The organism is Micromonospora sp. DT178, assembly GCF_049841695.1.
GTDB lineage: Bacteria > Actinomycetota > Actinomycetes > Mycobacteriales > Micromonosporaceae > Micromonospora.
The window spans coordinates 91,970-107,345 of record NZ_JBNCKV010000015.1 but is presented as its reverse complement, the minus strand read 5'-3'; the positions used below and the strand labels follow the sequence as shown (position 1 = coordinate 107,345).

General features: G+C 73.2%; 14 protein-coding genes. 8 read left to right on the top strand and 6 right to left on the bottom strand.

All coding sequences use genetic code 11. The features are described 5' to 3' along the window. Nucleotides 1–56: 56 nt before the first annotated feature. The 4 genes from ACLQ22_RS24330 (at nucleotide 57) to ACLQ22_RS24315 (ending at nucleotide 4,082) form a co-directional block, all read left to right on the top strand. The gene (locus tag ACLQ22_RS24330) at nucleotides 57–992 is read left to right on the top strand and encodes a TauD/TfdA family dioxygenase (RefSeq protein WP_425694354.1); all 936 of its coding nucleotides are present in this window, start codon (nucleotides 57–59) and stop codon (nucleotides 990–992) included. A gap of 26 nt (nucleotides 993–1,018) precedes the next feature. After that, entirely contained in the window at nucleotides 1,019–1,825 is an 807-nt protein-coding gene (locus ACLQ22_RS24325; RefSeq protein ID WP_425694353.1) for a thioesterase II family protein, read from the top strand. Nucleotides 1,826–1,861: 36 nt separating this feature from the next. After that, on the top strand, nucleotides 1,862–3,040 hold the full coding sequence (locus tag ACLQ22_RS24320; RefSeq protein WP_425694352.1) for a class I SAM-dependent methyltransferase: 1,179 nt from the start codon (nucleotides 1,862–1,864) through the stop codon (nucleotides 3,038–3,040). A gap of 238 nt (nucleotides 3,041–3,278) precedes the next feature. Continuing rightward, nucleotides 3,279–4,082: an SGNH/GDSL hydrolase family protein gene (locus ACLQ22_RS24315; RefSeq protein WP_425694351.1), complete on the top strand. Its 804-nt coding sequence runs from the start codon at nucleotides 3,279–3,281 to the stop codon at nucleotides 4,080–4,082. A 186-nt stretch (nucleotides 4,083–4,268) separates the two neighbouring features. On the opposite strand, the gene ACLQ22_RS24310 is transcribed toward ACLQ22_RS24315, so the two are convergent. Then, nucleotides 4,269–5,882 carry an RICIN domain-containing protein gene (locus ACLQ22_RS24310; RefSeq protein ID WP_425694350.1) on the bottom strand — a complete coding sequence of 538 codons (1,614 nt, stop codon included), beginning with the start codon at nucleotides 5,880–5,882 and terminating at the stop codon, nucleotides 4,269–4,271. 378 nt (nucleotides 5,883–6,260) lie between these two features. Here ACLQ22_RS24310 and ACLQ22_RS24305 point away from each other — a divergent pair, with 378 nt between their 5' ends. After that, entirely contained in the window at nucleotides 6,261–7,436 is a 1,176-nt protein-coding gene (locus ACLQ22_RS24305; RefSeq protein WP_425694349.1) for a trans-sulfuration enzyme family protein, read from the top strand. Between the two features lie 20 nt (nucleotides 7,437–7,456). Here the strand turns inward: ACLQ22_RS24305 and ACLQ22_RS24300 are convergent, their stop codons facing one another. Beyond that, the gene (locus ACLQ22_RS24300) at nucleotides 7,457–8,386 is read right to left on the bottom strand and encodes a diacylglycerol/lipid kinase family protein (RefSeq protein ID WP_425694348.1); all 930 of its coding nucleotides are present in this window, start codon (nucleotides 8,384–8,386) and stop codon (nucleotides 7,457–7,459) included. 122 nt (nucleotides 8,387–8,508) lie between these two features. Here ACLQ22_RS24300 and ACLQ22_RS24295 point away from each other — a divergent pair, with 122 nt between their 5' ends. Continuing rightward, complete coding sequence (locus ACLQ22_RS24295) at nucleotides 8,509–8,829, top strand: hypothetical protein (protein WP_121401486.1); 321 nt, start codon at nucleotides 8,509–8,511, stop codon at nucleotides 8,827–8,829. After that, nucleotides 8,823–9,116, top strand: a complete 294-nt coding sequence (locus tag ACLQ22_RS24290) for a hypothetical protein (protein WP_425694347.1) — start codon at nucleotides 8,823–8,825, stop codon at nucleotides 9,114–9,116. Before ACLQ22_RS24295 ends, ACLQ22_RS24290 begins: the two co-directional genes overlap by 7 nt. Before the next feature lie 75 nt (nucleotides 9,117–9,191). Here the strand turns inward: ACLQ22_RS24290 and ACLQ22_RS24285 are convergent, their stop codons facing one another. From ACLQ22_RS24285 to ACLQ22_RS24270, 4 genes are all read right to left on the bottom strand, one after another. Next, the gene (locus tag ACLQ22_RS24285; RefSeq protein ID WP_425694346.1) at nucleotides 9,192–10,613 is read right to left on the bottom strand and encodes a GH1 family beta-glucosidase; all 1,422 of its coding nucleotides are present in this window, start codon (nucleotides 10,611–10,613) and stop codon (nucleotides 9,192–9,194) included. 4 nt (nucleotides 10,614–10,617) lie between these two features. Next, nucleotides 10,618–11,457: a carbohydrate ABC transporter permease gene (locus tag ACLQ22_RS24280; protein WP_425694345.1), complete on the bottom strand. Its 840-nt coding sequence runs from the start codon at nucleotides 11,455–11,457 to the stop codon at nucleotides 10,618–10,620. Next, nucleotides 11,450–12,439, bottom strand: a complete 990-nt coding sequence (locus ACLQ22_RS24275; RefSeq protein ID WP_425694344.1) for a carbohydrate ABC transporter permease — start codon at nucleotides 12,437–12,439, stop codon at nucleotides 11,450–11,452. Before ACLQ22_RS24275 ends, ACLQ22_RS24280 begins: the two co-directional genes overlap by 8 nt. Before the next feature lie 66 nt (nucleotides 12,440–12,505). Further along, on the bottom strand, nucleotides 12,506–13,804 hold the full coding sequence (locus ACLQ22_RS24270; RefSeq protein ID WP_425694343.1) for an ABC transporter substrate-binding protein: 1,299 nt from the start codon (nucleotides 13,802–13,804) through the stop codon (nucleotides 12,506–12,508). 223 nt (nucleotides 13,805–14,027) lie between these two features. Between ACLQ22_RS24270 and ACLQ22_RS24265 the strand changes: the two genes are divergently transcribed. Next, complete coding sequence (locus ACLQ22_RS24265; RefSeq protein ID WP_425694342.1) at nucleotides 14,028–15,266, top strand: ROK family transcriptional regulator; 1,239 nt, start codon at nucleotides 14,028–14,030, stop codon at nucleotides 15,264–15,266. The last annotated feature ends 110 nt before the right edge of the window (nucleotides 15,267–15,376 follow it).

Sequence of the window (15,376 nt, the reverse complement as noted above, 5' to 3'; positions counted from 1 at the left end):
CGGAGCGGCAGAGCCTGGGAGGGATCGCACGGCTTGGGACGGTGAGGAGCCCCGGAATGAACGAGCACGCGAGCTGGAAACCGTTGGAGATCACCCCGGAGAGCGCCGGCTGCGCGCCGAACGCCGAGGGCCTGGTCGGCCACCTCCGCGAGCTGGACCTGGCGGCGGTCCTCACCGCCGAGAAGGCGCTCGTCTTCCGTGGCTTCAACGTCCGACCGGAGACCCTGGACCCGGTGATGGACCTGCTGCTGCCGAGGCGACTGGCCTACGTGCACGGCAACTCGCCGCGCACGAAGGTGGGCCGCAACGTCTACACGTCCACCGAGTACCCGGCCCGCTACACGATCTCGATGCACAACGAGCTGTCGTACGCCGCCCGGTGGCCGGCCCGGCTGCTCTTCTTCTGCCAGATCGCGGCCGAGACCGGCGGCGCCACCCCGGTCGTCGACGCCGCGCTGTGGCTCGACTCGCTGGACCCGCAGCTGCGCGCGGACTTCGCCGGCGGCCTGCGCTACCAGCAGAACCTGCACGACGGGATGGGGCTGGGCAAGAGCTGGCGGGAGACGTTCGAGACCGACAGCCGCGACGAGGTCGAGGAGTTCCTCGCCGGCGCCGGCGCCACCTGGGAGTGGACCGCCGACGGGCTGCGGGTGATCCAGCTCCGGCCGGCCACGCTGCGGCACCCCGTCACCGGGGCCGAGGTGTGGTTCAACCAGGCGGACCAGTGGCACCCGGCCGGCCTGGACGACGACATCGCCAGGGTGATGACCCAGGTGATGGGCCCGGACGAGCTGCCCCAGTCGGTGACCTTCGCCGACGGCTCCCCGATCCCCGACGAGTACGTCACCCAGATCCGCGACCGGGGCCTGGAGGCCGCGGTCGACGTCGACTGGCGGGTCGGCGACCTGCTGCTGATCGACAACGTGCTGACCGCGCACGGCCGGCGTCCGTACACGGGCGACCGCCGGGTGCTGGTGGCGATGTCGGACTGACCGGCGCGACCGAGGAGATGCCCCAGATGTCCCTGCTCCGTCCGGCCGGCGGTGATCCCTGGCTGCGGGTGTTCCGGGGCGGCGCGCACGCGGGGCTGCGGTTGGTGTGCTTGCCGCACGCCGGCGGCTCGGCCGGTTTCTTCCAGACCTGGGCGGCTTCGCTGCCGGACTCCGTCGACCTGCTCGCCGTGCGCTACCCGGGTCGGCAGGACCGGCTCGCCGAGCCGTGCGTCGACCGGATGGACCTGCTCGCCGACCGGGTCACCGAATCGCTCGCCCCGTACCTGGACCGCCCCCTCGCCCTGTTCGGCCACAGCATGGGCGCCTCGGTCGCCTACGAGGTGGCCGTCCGGCTGGAGGAGCGGCTCGGCGTCGTGCCGACCAACCTGTTCGTCTCGGGGCACGGCGCACCGCACGTCACCCGGATCGACCAGCACCCCGACCACCTCGACGACGAGGAGTTCCTCGCCCGGATCGCCGCGCTCGGCGAGGTGGATCCGGTGGTCTTCCGCTCGCCGAAGCTGCGGGAGCTGGTCGTGCCGGCGCTCCGGGCCGACCTGCGGCTGATCCACGGCTACCTGCCGCGCCCGCCGCGGACGGTGTCCGCGCCGGTCACGGCGTACCTCGGCACGGGGGATCCGGCCTGCGACCGGGAGTCGGTCTCCGCCTGGGCGGAGCTGACCACCGGTGGCTTCCGGCTGCGGGCGTTCCCCGGCGACCACTTCTATCTCGTACCGGCACGGGCGGAGCTGCTCGCGGACCTGACCGCGCAGCTCGACGGCCGGCCGGGCGCACCCCGTGCCGCGGCATCCGTGGCCGCGCACCTGACCTGACCGGCACCGCCGGAACCGCACCGTGGAGGGCACATCGTGACCGCACCGGACGTCGAGGCGACGCCGCAGCCGCTCGTGGACGTGGACCAGGAGCGCCACGCGCGCTTCCGTACCTCCTTCGAGGCGGTGACGGACTTCGGGCGACGGGTGCTTGCGGCCCGGTTGGCCGCCGCCGGCGTCCTGCCCGCCCCCGGGACCACCGCCGGCCGGGAGGAGATCCTGGCCCGGCTCGCGGTGGCACCCGGCTACCAGCGGCTCGGCGACGCCCTGCTCGACCTGCTGGAACGCGCCGACCTGCTGCGTCGGCACGGCGACGGGCTCGCCGTCACCGCACGGGTCGCGGAGGCGGCCGGGTTCGCCGAGGACGACGCGGTCGACGCGTCTGCGGCGGCGCTGCGCCGGGAGCACCCGGAGGCCGCCGGATACGTGCCGCTGCTGGTCGCCTGCCAGACGCAGCTGGTCGAGGTGGTACGGGGCGACCGGCCGGCGAACGAGGTGCTCCTCCCGGGCGGCTCGGCCGACCTGGTCTCCGCGATCTACCGGGACAACGTCCAGCTGGACTTCTACAACCGGCTCTGCGCGGCGCGGGTGCGGGAGCACGTCCGGCAGTTCCTCAGGCGCTATCCCCGGTCCTTCGCCCAGGTCATGGAGGTGGGGGCCGGCACCGGCGGCACCACCGGGCCGGTGCTGGACGCCCTGGCGGAGCGGGCGGAGCGACTGCGGTACTTCTACACCGACGTGGGTCCCGCGTTCCTGCGGCTGGGGCGGCAGCGCTTCGGCGTCGGCCGACCCCACGTCGACTTCGCCCGCTACAACGTGGAGGGCGCACCCGAGGACCAGGGCTTCGAGCCCGGTTCGATGGAGGTCGTCCTGGCCAGCAACGTCCTGCACGCCACCCTGCGGATCTCCACCGCGCTGCGGCACTGCCACGCGCTGCTCAAGCCGGGCGGCATCCTGGTGATCAACGAGATGACCAGCCGCCTCGACTACAACACGCTGACCTTCGGCCTGGCCGAGGGATGGTGGCGGCACGCGGAGGACGAGCCGCGGGTGCCGGCGTCCCCGCTGCTGGACGTGGCGGGCTGGCGGGCGGCGCTGGGCCGGGCCGGCTTCGTCGACGTGCAGGCGCACGCCGTGCCCGGGCTCGACGCCGCCGAGCAGGTGCAGACGATGTTCGTGGCGACGGCCACGGGGGCGTCCGGGTCGTCCCGCTGACGTTCCGCCCCATCCGCGTACGCCCCCGACCGGGTTCGCGTCCGCCGGGCCGCGCCTCGGGGTCGCCGTGCGGTCGGGACCCCGGTCCGGGCGCGCGCGACCCCTGCCGGCGCACGAACCGGTACGGGGACCCGGTAGGTCCTTGCCGGCACCCCTAAAAGTTCCGGCAAGATCTTTCGTTTGCGAATATTCGGTGATATCAATCTCGCACTCGATTCCTCTACCCCCGGAGTGCGACGTGCGGAGAACCCGTCTCGTTTCCCTCGCCCTGAGCCTGGCCACGGCTCTCGGCGTCAGCCTCACCCTGGCCGCGCCCGCCCAGGCCGCGCCCGCCGACCGCTACGTGGCGCTCGGCGACTCGTACGCCTCGGGCGTGGGCGCCGGCAGCTACACCAGCGAGAGCGGTTCCTGCCAGCGCAGCACCAACGCCTACCCGGCCCTGTACGCCGCCAACATCAAGCCCGCGTCGTACCGCTCGGTCGCCTGCTCCGGCGCCACCACCACCAGCCTGATCAACACGCAGCTGTCGGCGCTCAGCTCCACCACCACCCTGGTCAGCGTCACGGTCGGCGGCAACGACGTCGGCTTCGCCAACATCATGTCCACCTGCGTGCTCCAGGGCACCACGCAGTGCGTGGCCGCCGTGCAGGCCGCCGAGGACAAGGCCCGCGCCCAGCTGCCCGGCCTGCTGCGCAACGTCTACAACGGCATCAAGACCCGGGCGCCCTCGGCCCGGGTGGTGGTCGTCGGGTACCCGGTCTTCTACCAGCTCGGCACCGTCTGCGTCGGCCTGAGCGCCACCTCGCGGGCGAAGATCAACGAGGGCATCAACCTGGTGGACGACATCACCCGCAGCGCCGCCGTCGCCGCCGGCTTCAAGTTCGCCGACGTGCGGGCGCAGTTCGTCGGGCACCAGCTGTGCAGCTACGGCGAGAAGTGGCTGCACGCCCTCAACTACACCAACCTCGGCGTGTCCTACCACCCGACCGCGGCCGGCCAGTCCGGCGGTTACTACCCGGTCTTCCGCTCCGTCGCGGGCTGACCGGCGCGCTCCGGCGTCCGGGCGGTCCCGGTCCCGCCCCCCTCGGGGCCGGGAGCGTCCAGGGCGGGAGGACGGGGCACGGTCGCCCGCGCGGCGTCCGTGCCCCGTCCGACCATCCGGCGTCCCGGTCGACGGGACGCCGGACGGCCGGAGCGACCCCGGGCGAGGGCGCCGGGGCCGCCCCGGTCAGCACCGGACGATCGTGGAGTTGCTCAACCCGACGTTGCTGATGGTCAGGCCGTCCGCGCAGGGGTTCTCCACGATCCGGCTGTTCACCAGGGTGAAGTTGCGCAGCGTGATGCCCCGGTTGCCGGGGAACTCGGTGCGCTCGGCCAGCCGCACCTCGCCGCCGCCGCTGATCGTGCCGCCCCCGGCCGCGATGTCCACCCCCTGGCAGTTCTCGATCAGGATCGCGTTGTTTCCGGTGTTGGCGATGTCCACCCGGTCGATGGCCGCTCCGCCGGATTCGGAGACGCAGAAGATCCCTCGGCCGCCGCCGCGCGCCCGGACGGTGCCCACCCGGACGTTGGTCGGGTAGCCGGAGCCCACGCGCCCGTTGCGGTTGGCCATCCGGAAGGCGGCGTACCCGGTGCCGGCGCCGGCGTTCTCGGCGTCGACGGTGGTGACCGTGGCGTTGATCGTCTGGTTGAGCAGCAGGCCCGACTCGCCCACGTCGCGCGCCGTGACGGTGCCGATGGTCAGCCCGTCCACGCCGTACGTCTCGACCGCGTGGGAACTGGCGCCGGAGACGTACGCGCTGTCGATGCGGACGTTGCGGCTCCACTGGCTGGTGTCCCCGCGGTTGTCGATCCGGATCCCGAGCCCGCTGCCGAGCCGCATGTCGATCCGGCCGAGGACGACGTCCGTGACGTTGCGCAGGAAGATCCCGTAGAGCGGGGTGCCGGTGACGGTGAGGTGCCCGACCTCGACGTGGCTGGCGCCGCGGGAGTAGATGGGCGCCTGGTCACCGCTGCCCGAGCCGGTGACGTTGATGGTGCCGCACACATCGATCGCGGTGTAGCTGGGCAGGGAGATCCGCGAGCCGGCGCTCATCGAGCCGGAGCCACGGACGACGACGCGCTGCTTGCTGGTCCGCCCGGCGCTGAGGCTGTTCACCGCGGCCTGGACGGCGGCCCGCATGTCGCTGCCGGTGTAGACCGTGGTGCCGCCGTTGCGGGCGGTCCAGGTGCCGCCGCTGAGCACCGCCTCGGCCTGGAACGCGCCGCTGCCGCAGCCGGCACCGCCGGAGCCGAGGCTGATCAGTTGCCACTGCTGGTTGGCGCCGTCGAGATCCTGGTACTGCGAGATCATCCCACCGTCCGCAGTGGACCACTGCCACACGTCGAGCGCCTTGTTCGAGTGCCGGTTGACGAGGCGGACGTGTCCACCGGCGCTGTCGGCGAGCCGGAAGTGCTGCCGGGTGTTGCCGCTGGCGGCGGTGTTCTGGACGAGCGGCACCCCGTCCTCGGCGCTCGGCAGCTCCAGCACCTTGCCGCTGTGCGCCGAACGGATCTGGCGGTAGCCGCCGCCCACGTCGACGAACCGCCACTGCTGCACGGCCAGGTCGTTGCGGGTGAACTGGTTGACCGGCGCGCCGTCGGCGGTGGACCAGCCCCACAGGTCCATGGCCTTGCCGCTGTGCCGGTTGACGAGGACGTAGTTGGCGCCGGGGTCGACCGTGGCCGCCGCGGCGGGCCGCGGACCGACGGCCGCGGCGGCGCCGACGAGCGTCAGCACGGCCGTGGCCAGCAGGCCGAGGCGTCGACGGGTGGGCTTCCTGTTCGGGTCGGGGGACGTCATGCGGCTCCTTCGGCTGGCGGGGGTGGCGGGAGGGGCGCGCGACCGCCCCGTCGAGGCCGCCAGCAATCCAGTCCCATCGATGTCAAGGGAATGGTAAGCGCTTTCCATCGCCAGCGCGAAGGTCGCCGGCGCGATGTTCCTCGTGGCCCCCGGCCGGATCGAGGGCGATGAGCCCTGCCCGGCGCAGGAGCGGGTTCCACCTCGGCGCCGGTCGCGGCGCCGTGTACCCTCCCGACGGTCGGGTCCTCGCCGACGCCGGCACGGGCCCGCCGTCGCCGACCTGGACGACGCGGTCCTGCGCCGGCGCCGCGACGCGCCGCGGATGCGCACCGACCGGGCCGCCGTCACGGCGGGCAGCCCACGACGTGAGGAGAACCTGTGACCGGCACCGGCACGATCGCTGTCCACGGCGACGACGGGTTGAGCCCGGGCGGGGCGGTGTCGCCGCCGATCGTGCAGAGCGCCACCTTCAGCGCCGAGTCCGACGAGCAGTTCGCCGCCGTCGCCACCGAGACCCGGGGCCACGCCTTCTACACGCGCTACGGCAACCCGAACCACGCGCAGGTCGCCGCCGTGGTCGCCCAGCTGGAGGGCGTCGAGGCGGGCATGGTCACCGCCTCCGGGATGGGCGCGATCAGCACGATCGCCCTGGCCCTGCTCTCCGCCGGGGACCACGTCATCGTGCAGCGCAGCACGTACGGCGGCACGACGTCCCTGGTCACCGGCCTGCTGGCCCGCTTCGGGGTGGCCTTCACCCAGGTGGACCAGACCGACACCGACGCCTTCGTCCGGGCGCTGCGCCCGCAGACCCGGCTGGTCCTGGTGGAGACCCCGAGCAACCCCCTGCTCGAACTCACCGACCTGGCCGCCGTCGTCGAGCTGGCGCACGCCAACGACGCGCTGGTCGCGGTCGACAACACCTTCGCCACCCCGGTCAACCAGCGGCCGGCGGAGTTCGGCGCCGACCTGGTGTGGCACAGCGGGACGAAGTACCTCGGCGGGCACTCCGACGTCTCGGCCGGGGTGATCGTCGGCTCCGCCGACCTGGTCGACCGGGTCTGGCAGACCGCCGTCGTCACCGGCAGCACCCTCGGCCCCATCGACGCCTGGCTGCTGCTGCGGGGTATCCGCACCCTGTCGCTCCGGGTGGACCGGCACAACGCCAACGCGCTGGCCCTGGCCCGGGCGGTCGAGGGCCACCCCGCCGTGCGGCGGGTCCGCTACCCGGGGCTGCCGACGCATCCCCAGCACGAGCTGGCCGGCCGGCAGATGACCGGCTTCGGCGGGGTGCTCGGCGTCGAGCTGCGCGACGGGCGGGCGGCGGCCGGGCTGCTCGACGGCCTCCGGCTGGCCAAGCGGGCGGCCAGCCTGGGCAGCGTCAGCACCCTCGTGGTGCACCCGCGCTCGATGTGGGCCGGGATCGTCGACGCCGAGCAGTTGGCCGCCACCGGCATCGGCGAGGGGCTCGTCCGGGTCTCCACCGGCATCGAGGACACCGAGGACCTCGTCGCGGACTTCCTGGCGGCCCTCGACGCGGCGGACCGGGCAAAGTAGCGCCCGACCGGCCGCGCGGGTCAGCGGTCCGGGCTCCCGGCCGGCGCCATCACCCGCAGCGCGTTGGCGTCCAGGCCGATCCGGATCGGCGTACGGCCGCACAGCTCGCCGTCGACCTCGACGCGCGCCGGCCGGTCGGTCTCCAGCCACAGCTCCCCGACGGCGAGGAACGGCTCGTCGCCGACGGAGCGCCGGTGCCCGGTCGCCGCGTTGCGGGCGGTGTCGCGCACCAGCCCCCACCGGTTCGCCCCGCCGACCGGGTACGCGACCAGCAGCCGGTCGTCGGCGTCGGCGTCGGCGGCGATCGGGCGCCCGGCGTGGAAGCCGCCGTTGGCCACGTACACCTGATGGGTGAGGAACTCGTGCCGGGCGTCCCCGGCGCGGACGGTGACCCGCAGCGGGCGGTGCCGGGCCAGCAGGGCCAGGGCGGTGAGCGGGTACGCCAGCCGGCCGGTGACCCGCTTCAGGCGCGGTGGCGTGCGCAGCATGATGTCGGCGGAGAGGCCGACGCCGACGTGGTTGGTGAACCGCATGTCGCCGGCGAGGCCCAGGTCGACGTCGATCACCGTGCCGCCGGCCAGCACGTCGACGGCCCGGTCGAGCTCCAGCGGCACGCCGACGGTGCGGGCGAAGTTGTTGGTGGTGCCCAGCGGCAGCAGGCCGAGCGCCATGTCGCGGTGGGCGAGCGCCCGCGCGGCGGCGCTGAGGGTGCCGTCCCCGCCGCCGGCCACCAGCAGGTCCGGCCCGAGGTCGACGGCCGCGGCGAGGGCGCGTTCGAGCTGGCCGGGCTGCTCGACGGGGTGGTCGCCCAGCAGGTGGAAGCCGGCCGCCGTCAGCCGGGCCCGGGCCTGTTCGTGCAGTTGGCGGCCCCGGCGGGAGTGGGCGTTGACGACGAGGACGGCCCGCCGGTCCCGCCGGATGGCCGCGCCCAGTTCCTGCTTCGTCCGCATGGGCCCCGACCCTATCGGCATCCGGGACGCCGGCACGAGGACGACAGGGATCGCAGACATAGAAGGTTTTCGACGTAATGGTTAGGGTGTCGGGAAGGAAGGTTCCCACCCCGGAGGTGTTGATGCGAACACAGGTGATCCGCGCGGTCGGCGTCCTGACGGCGGGAGGGGCCCTGGTGGCGCTCGGCGCCACCGGCGCGCAGGCCGGCCCGGTCGTGCCGCGGCACGCCGTGGTCGTCTGCCAGAGCGCCAGCTTCTACGCCAACTACGACTCGGCGAGCGGCCCGCACGGGTTCAAGCGCACGCTGGAGTACGGCAACAAGATCGGCCACACGCCCGGCGCGCATCCCGTCTACAACGGCTGGGCCGCCACCTTCGACTTCGGGCCCAACGACTGGGGCTACGTGCGCAGCGAGTGCATCGGGGGGTACGACTCATGGTGAGCGGGGGACTGCCGCGCCGGCTCGGCGCGTTGCTGGCGACCGTCTGTGCCGTGCTGGCGCTCACGGCGACGCCCGGGCACGCCGCGAACGGAACGATCGGGCAGCGCGAGGAGGTGTGCTCCCAGGACCTCTTCGTCCGCACCGCCCCGGTCGGCGCGTGGATGGGCACCCTCTACCGCGGCCAGACGTTCCTCGTCGAGGGGCCGCGCAGCGGCGGCTACGTCTACGGCTTCGCCTACGGGCACGTCAACCGGCGCGGGTGGGTGCAGGACGGCTGGTTCTGCTGACCCCGCCCGGCGCGTGACGCGCGGAGCCCCGGGTGACGCCCGGGGCTCCGTGGGGCCCGGCGGATCGTCCCCGGCTCACCGGGACGGCGTCAGCCGCCCGGTACGCCGCCGGTGGGCGCGGATCAGGTCGGCGTAGCGCAGGCCGCTCGCCTTGACCGTCCGGCGCTGGGTGGGGTAGTCGACGTGCACCAGCCCGAAGCGCTTGTCGTACCCGTACGACCACTCGAAGTTGTCGAGCAGCGACCAGACGAAGTAGCCGGCCAGCGGCACCCCCCGGTCGACCGCCGCCGCGCACGCCGCGAGGTGCCGCTCCAGGTGGTCGGTCCGCTCCCGGTCCTCGACGGTGCCGTCGGCGCCGACCTCGTCCCGCCACGCCGACCCGCTCTCGGTGACGATCACCCGGGCCGGGGCGTACTCCTCGGTCACCGAGACCAGCAGCTGTTCCAGCCCGGCCGGGTACGCCTCCCAGCCCATCGCCGTGCAGACCGCGCCCGGCACCGGCAGCTGCCGGGCGTACGGCGGCGGCCCCGCCGGGTCGTCGGCCACCACCTGACGGAAGTAGTAGTTCAGGCCGAGGTAGTCGGTGGGCGTGGCGATGACGGCCAGATCGTCGCTGCGGACCGGCGGCTCGACGCCGTACGTGGCGACCATGTCGGTCGGGTAGCCGCGACCGTGCAGCGGGTCGAGCCACCACCGGTTGACGTGGCCGTCCATCCGCCGGGCGGCGGCCACGTCCTCGGGCCGGTCGCTCGCCGGCTCGCAGGGGCTGGGGTTGAGCACGATCCCGACCGAGGCGGGCCGGGCGGCGGCGGCCCGGATCGCCCGGGTGGCCAGCCCGTGCCCGAGCAGGACGTGGTGCGAGGCGTGCACCGCGCGGGCCAGGTCCCGCTCGCCGGGCGCCATCCGGCCCTCCAGGTGCCCGATCCAGCACACGCAGAGCGGCTCGTTGACGGTGGTCCAGTCGGCGACCCGGTCGCCGAGGCGGGCGGCCACGACGGCGGCGTAGTCGGCGAACGCCTCGGCGGTGCCGCGCTCCGGCCAGCCGCCCCGGTCCTGCAACGCCTGCGGCAGGTCCCAGTGGTAGAGCGTCACGAACGGCCGGATCCCCGCCGCCAGCAGGGCGTCGACCAGCTGGTCGTAGAAGTCCAGGCCCTTGGCGTTGACCCGGCCGACGCCGTCGGGCCGCACCCGGGGCCAGGCCACCGAGAACCGGTACGCATCCACCCCGAGCTGCCGCATGAGCGCCACGTCCTGCGGCCACCGGTGGTAGTGGTCGCAGGCCACCGCGCCGGTGTCGCCGTTGTCGACGGCGCCCGGCACGTCGCAGAAGGTGTCCCAGATGGACGGCGCGCGGCCGTCGGCGCGGACGGCCCCCTCGATCTGGTACGCGGCGGTGGCGACCCCCCAGAGGAAGTCGGGCGGCAGCGTGGACAGGTCCGGCACGGGTGGGCTCTCCTTCGGATGTGCGGCCGACATGGCCTCGTGTGCGGCCGTCATGGCCTCACCTGACCGCGCCGGCGGTGAGGCCGGCGACGAAGTAGCGCTGCAACGCCAGGAAGCCGGCCACCACCGGGACGCTGACCACCAGCGACGCGGCCATCACCTGGTTCCAGTAGACGTTGAACTGGGTGGAGTAGCCCTGGAGGCCGACGGCGAGGGTGCGGCTGCCCTCGTCGGTCATCACCGAGGCGAAGAGCACCTCGCCCCAGGCGGTCATGAAGGCGTAGACGGCGACCGCGACGACGCCGGGCACCGCCGTCGGCAGGATGACCCGGAACAGCGTCCGGAGCGGGCCGGCGCCGTCGACCTGCGCCGCCTCGTCGAGGCCGCGGGGGATCGAGTCGAAGTAGCCGACCAGCATCCAGATCGAGAACGGCAGGGAGAACGTCAGGTAGGTGATGATCAGCCCGGTGCGGCTGGCGTACAGCTGGATGCCGGTGGCGGTGCCGAGGTTGACGTAGATCAGGAACAGCGGCAGCAGGAAGAGGATCCCGGGGAACATCTGGGTGGAGAGCACGGTCACCGAGAACAGCCCCCTGCCCCGGAAGCGGTACCGGCTGACGGCGTACGCCGCGAAGATCGCCACGGTGACGGAGAAGACCGCCGCCACGGTCGAGACGACCAGGCTGTTGACCAGGTAGCGGCCCAGCGGGACGGTCGACCACATGTCGACGAAGGCCTGCGCGGTCGGACGCCGGGGCCACCAGGTGAAGCTGCCCTGCACGTCCTGCAACGGCTTGAGCGCCGAGCTGAGCATGACGTAGAGCGGGACGAGCACGAAGAGCGCGAGCAGGGTCAGCACGATCCGGCGGGCCCAGCGCTCGGCGGCGGTCTCACGCATCGTTCCTCCGGCGGTTGGTGACCAGCAGGTAGCCGGCGGTGACCAGAAGCAGGAACAGCAGCAGCGCCACGGACATCGCCGAGCCCGCGCCGAAGTCCCAGGTCTTGAAGGAGCTGCGGTAGATGTGCAGGGAGATGAGGTTCGCCTGCTCCGGCGCCGAGCCGCCGAAGAGCACGTACGGGGTGTTGAAGTCGTTGAAGGTCCAGAGGAACAGCACCAGCACCAGCACCAGGTTGACCGGGCGCAGCATGGGCAGCGTCACCGAGCGCAGCCGTCGCCAGAATCCGGCCCCGTCCATGGCGGCGGCCTCGTACAGCTCGCCGGGGATGTTCTGCAGGCCGGCCATCAGGCAGAGGAAGGCGAACGGCCAGGATCGCCAGACCGAGACGGTCAGCAGCGCGACGAAGCTGTTCTCCCCGATCAGCCAGAACGGCCGCTCGTCGAGGAGGTGGAGCTGGTCGACCAGCACGTGGTTGACCAGGCCGGTGTCCCGCTGGAAGAGGAAGCTCCAGGTGATCACGGCGGTGTAGACGGGCAGCGCGTACGGGGTGAGGAAGAGCGCGCGCAGCACGCCACGGCCGCGGAAGGGGCGTTGCAGCAGCACGGCGGCGGTGGCGCCGAGCACCCAGGAGAGCCCGACCGAGGCCACCGTGTAGCCGACGGTCACCCCGAACGAGTGCAGCAGCTCGGCCCCGACCGCCGAGTCGACGTCGAGCACCACGCGGTAGTTCTCCCAGCCCACGAAGGGCGCGGTGGACCAGTCGCGGATGTGGAACTGGGTCAGCTCGCGCAGGCTCATCCACGCCCCGACGAGCATCGGGACCACGTGGATCGCCAGCTCCAGCACGACGGCCGGGGCGAGCAGCAGGTACGGCAGCAGCGACCGGCGGCGGCCGGGCGGCCGCCGGTCCGTCGGGGTCGCCGCGCGGCGGGCGGGCCGCTCCGGTGCGGCGACGTCCCGGGAGGGCGTGGTGGTGGACATCGTGGTCCTCTCGCTGGGTGGCCGTGGGAGGGTCGGCGTCCCTCCCACGGCCACCGGTCCGGCGGGTCAGCGCATCTGCTGCTGGGCCCGGGTCAGCTTCTGCCGGACGCTTTCCTCGGTGATCGCCTTGCCGCCGGCGGCGTCGGCGAAGAGTTCCTTGATGGCGGTGCCGACGAGGGTCTCGAAGGTGCTCTCGTCGGGCACCTGCGGCAGCGGCGCCGCCGTGGTGGCGAGGGTCTGCTGGAGCACCTTCTGCTCGGGGGCGGCGAACGCCGGGTCGTTCGCCACGGTGGAGACGGCGGGCAGCGAGCCGTACGTCCTGTTCAGCGCCACCTGCTCGGCGTCGCTGGTCATGAACTTGACGAACTCCAGCGCGGCGTCGGTGTTCTTCGTGTGCTTGAACACCGCGAGGTTGATCCCCGCGACCATGCTGTTGACCTTCCTGCCGCCCGCCGGCGGGGTGGCCGGGAACGGCACGGGGGCGATCCCGTACGCGTCGGGGGCCATGTTCTGCGACTTCAGGTTGGACCCGGCGGCCTGCCAGAGCAGCATGGCGGCCTTGCCGTTGGCGAAGTCGGCGACCGACTGGTTCTGCGCGTACTCGGCGTTGCTCGGGTTGACGATCTTGTCGACGGCCATCAGGTCGACGTACCGCTTGACGGCGGCGACGTTCTGCGGGGTGTCGAAGGTCGGCTTGCCGGCGGAGTCGAACCACTCGCCGCCGTACTGCTGGCTGAAGGTGAAGGCGTGGTGGGCGTTCTCCGACGGGTTGGCCCCCTCGACGGCGAGGCCCCACCGGCCGCCGCCGGTCAGCTTGCGCCCGACCTCGGCCACCTGCTCCCAGGTGGTGGGCGGGCTGGTGACGCCGGCGTCGGCGAACGCCTTCTTGTTGTAGTAGAGGGCGTAGGCGAGGCTGTAGAGCGGCACCGCGGCCGGCGGCTTGCCGGGCGCGCCGGCGGCGGCCAGCGCCGCGGGCACGAACCGGTCCTTCCCGCCGACCTTGGCGAGGGTGGCGTCGTCGAACTCGACCAGCGCGCCGGTGGCCTGCAACGACGCCGACCAGGTGTTGCCGATGTTGACCACGTCCGGGCCCTGGCCGGAGGTGGCGGCGGTGAGCAGCCGGTTGAGCAGGTCCGACCAGGGCACCACCTCGACGTTGACCTTGATGCCGGTCTGCTGCTCGAACTTGTCCAGTTCCGGCTGGAGGGTCTGCTTGTCGGCCTCCAGGCTGGCGCCCTGGTTGCTGGCCCAGTAGGTGAGGGTCTTCCCGGCCGCGCCGGAGGAGTCGCCGGAGTCACCGCAGGCGGTCAGTGTGGTGGCGGCCAGCACGGCCGCCGTGAGTATCGCGAGGTGTCGTCTCGACACGTTCGGGCCCTTCCGTTGCACGTGGTGGGGGTCGCCGGCGTCGCGTCGGGGAACGGGGGTGACGGGCGGCGGCGGACGGTGGGCGGGGCACGCCGGCGGGGGCCGGCGCTCCAGAAGTTCCATCACGACTTAATGAATGTGGTCATTAAAGTAGTTGGCCGAGGGGCCGTCAAGCACGGGGTCGTACAGTCGCTCCGGACGGCCGAGGGGATCGAGGTGGCAGGTGGAGCTGGCGCGCGCGACCAACCGGGGCGTCCGGCTGCGAAACCGGTCCGCCCTGCTGTCGAAGGTCTTCCTGGACGGCCCGCTCACCCGGCAGGACCTGGTGCGCAGCACGGGGCTGAGCCAGCCGGCGGTCAGCAACGTGGTCGCCGACCTGATCGACGAGGGGCTGATCGCCGAGGCGGGCGCCGCCGAGTCCGACGGTGGACGGCCCAGCATGATGCTGCGGGTCGCGCCGCGGTTCGCGTTCGTCATCGGGGTGGACGTGGGGGAGACCCGGGTCCGGGTGGAGCTGTTCGACTTTGCGATGACCCAGCTGGCCAGCGTCGCGTACCCGCTCGATCCGCGGCGGACGGAGCCGGCGGAGGTGGCCGGGCACGTGCTGGCCGGCATCGACGCGGTCACCGCCCGGGCCGGGGTGGCCGTCGACGAGGTGCTCGGCGCGGGCATCGGCGTCTCCGGGGTGGTCGAGCAGGGCCGGGAGGCCGTGGTGCACGCCCAGTCGCTCGGCTGGGACCGGGTGCCGTTGGAGCGGCTGATCGCGGCGGGCACCGACCTGCCGCTGCACATCGACAACGGGGCGAAGACGCTCGGCCAGGCGGAGATGTGGTTCGGCGCGGGCCGGGGGGCCCGGCACGCCGTCTTCGCGCTGGTCGGTTCGGGGATCGGCACCGCCGTGGTGACCAACGGGGTGACCTACCGGGGCGCCTCCAGCAGCGCGGGGGAGTGGGGGCACACCACCCTGGTCTACGGCGGGCGGCCCTGCCGCTGCGGAGCCCGCGGCTGCCTGGAGGCGTACGTCGGCGCGGAGGCCGTCATCGACCGCTACCGGGAGGCCCGGGGCGGCCACGCGGTCCCGGGCGGGGACGAGGAGTCGCAGCTGGCGGCCCTGATCGACGCGGCCGACACCTCGGCCGCCGCCCGGCGGGTGCTGGACGAGACGGCCGAGTACCTCGGTGCCGGGGTGGCCAACCTGATCAACCTGTTCAACCCGGAGCGGGTCGTGCTCGGGGGGTGGGCCGGCATGGCGCTGGGCGGCCTGCTGCCGGCCGTCCGGGAGGCCGCCGGCCGCCAGGCGCTGCGGCAGCCGTACGAGCAGGCCTCGATCGAGCTGGGCCTGCTGGGCGTCGACGCGGTGGCGCTCGGCGCGGCGACGCTCCCGATCGCCCGGCTGCTCACGGCGGGCGGGGTGCGGTCGGCGAACCGGCGGGTTACCGAACAAATCGAACTTCACGGATAAATAACAGCGTTATTTATCGATGCCTTGACGGCTGCGCAACGACGCCGCAACACTCGGACGAGAGCGCTCTCTCCCACCCCGGCGCCGGCCGGCGTACGCCACCCGCACCG

Bases quoted from the DNA above. Each gene is read 5' to 3' on its own strand.
- ACLQ22_RS24280 (WP_425694345.1), bottom strand. From the start codon at position 11,457: ATGCGTGAGACCGCCGCCGAGCGCTGGGCCCGCCGGATCGTGCTGACC.
- ACLQ22_RS24295 (WP_121401486.1), top strand. From the start codon at position 8,509: ATGCGAACACAGGTGATCCGCGCGGTCGGCGTCCTGACGGCGGGAGGG.
- ACLQ22_RS24330 (WP_425694354.1), top strand. From the start codon at position 57: ATGAACGAGCACGCGAGCTGGAAACCGTTGGAGATCACCCCGGAGAGC.
- ACLQ22_RS24300 (WP_425694348.1), bottom strand. From the start codon at position 8,386: ATGCGGACGAAGCAGGAACTGGGCGCGGCCATCCGGCGGGACCGGCGG.
- ACLQ22_RS24290 (WP_425694347.1), top strand. From the start codon at position 8,823: ATGGTGAGCGGGGGACTGCCGCGCCGGCTCGGCGCGTTGCTGGCGACC.
- ACLQ22_RS24310 (WP_425694350.1), bottom strand. From the start codon at position 5,882: ATGACGTCCCCCGACCCGAACAGGAAGCCCACCCGTCGACGCCTCGGC.
- ACLQ22_RS24285 (WP_425694346.1), bottom strand. From the start codon at position 10,613: ATGACGGCCGCACACGAGGCCATGTCGGCCGCACATCCGAAGGAGAGC.
- ACLQ22_RS24275 (WP_425694344.1), bottom strand. From the start codon at position 12,439: ATGTCCACCACCACGCCCTCCCGGGACGTCGCCGCACCGGAGCGGCCC.
- ACLQ22_RS24325 (WP_425694353.1), top strand. From the start codon at position 1,019: ATGTCCCTGCTCCGTCCGGCCGGCGGTGATCCCTGGCTGCGGGTGTTC.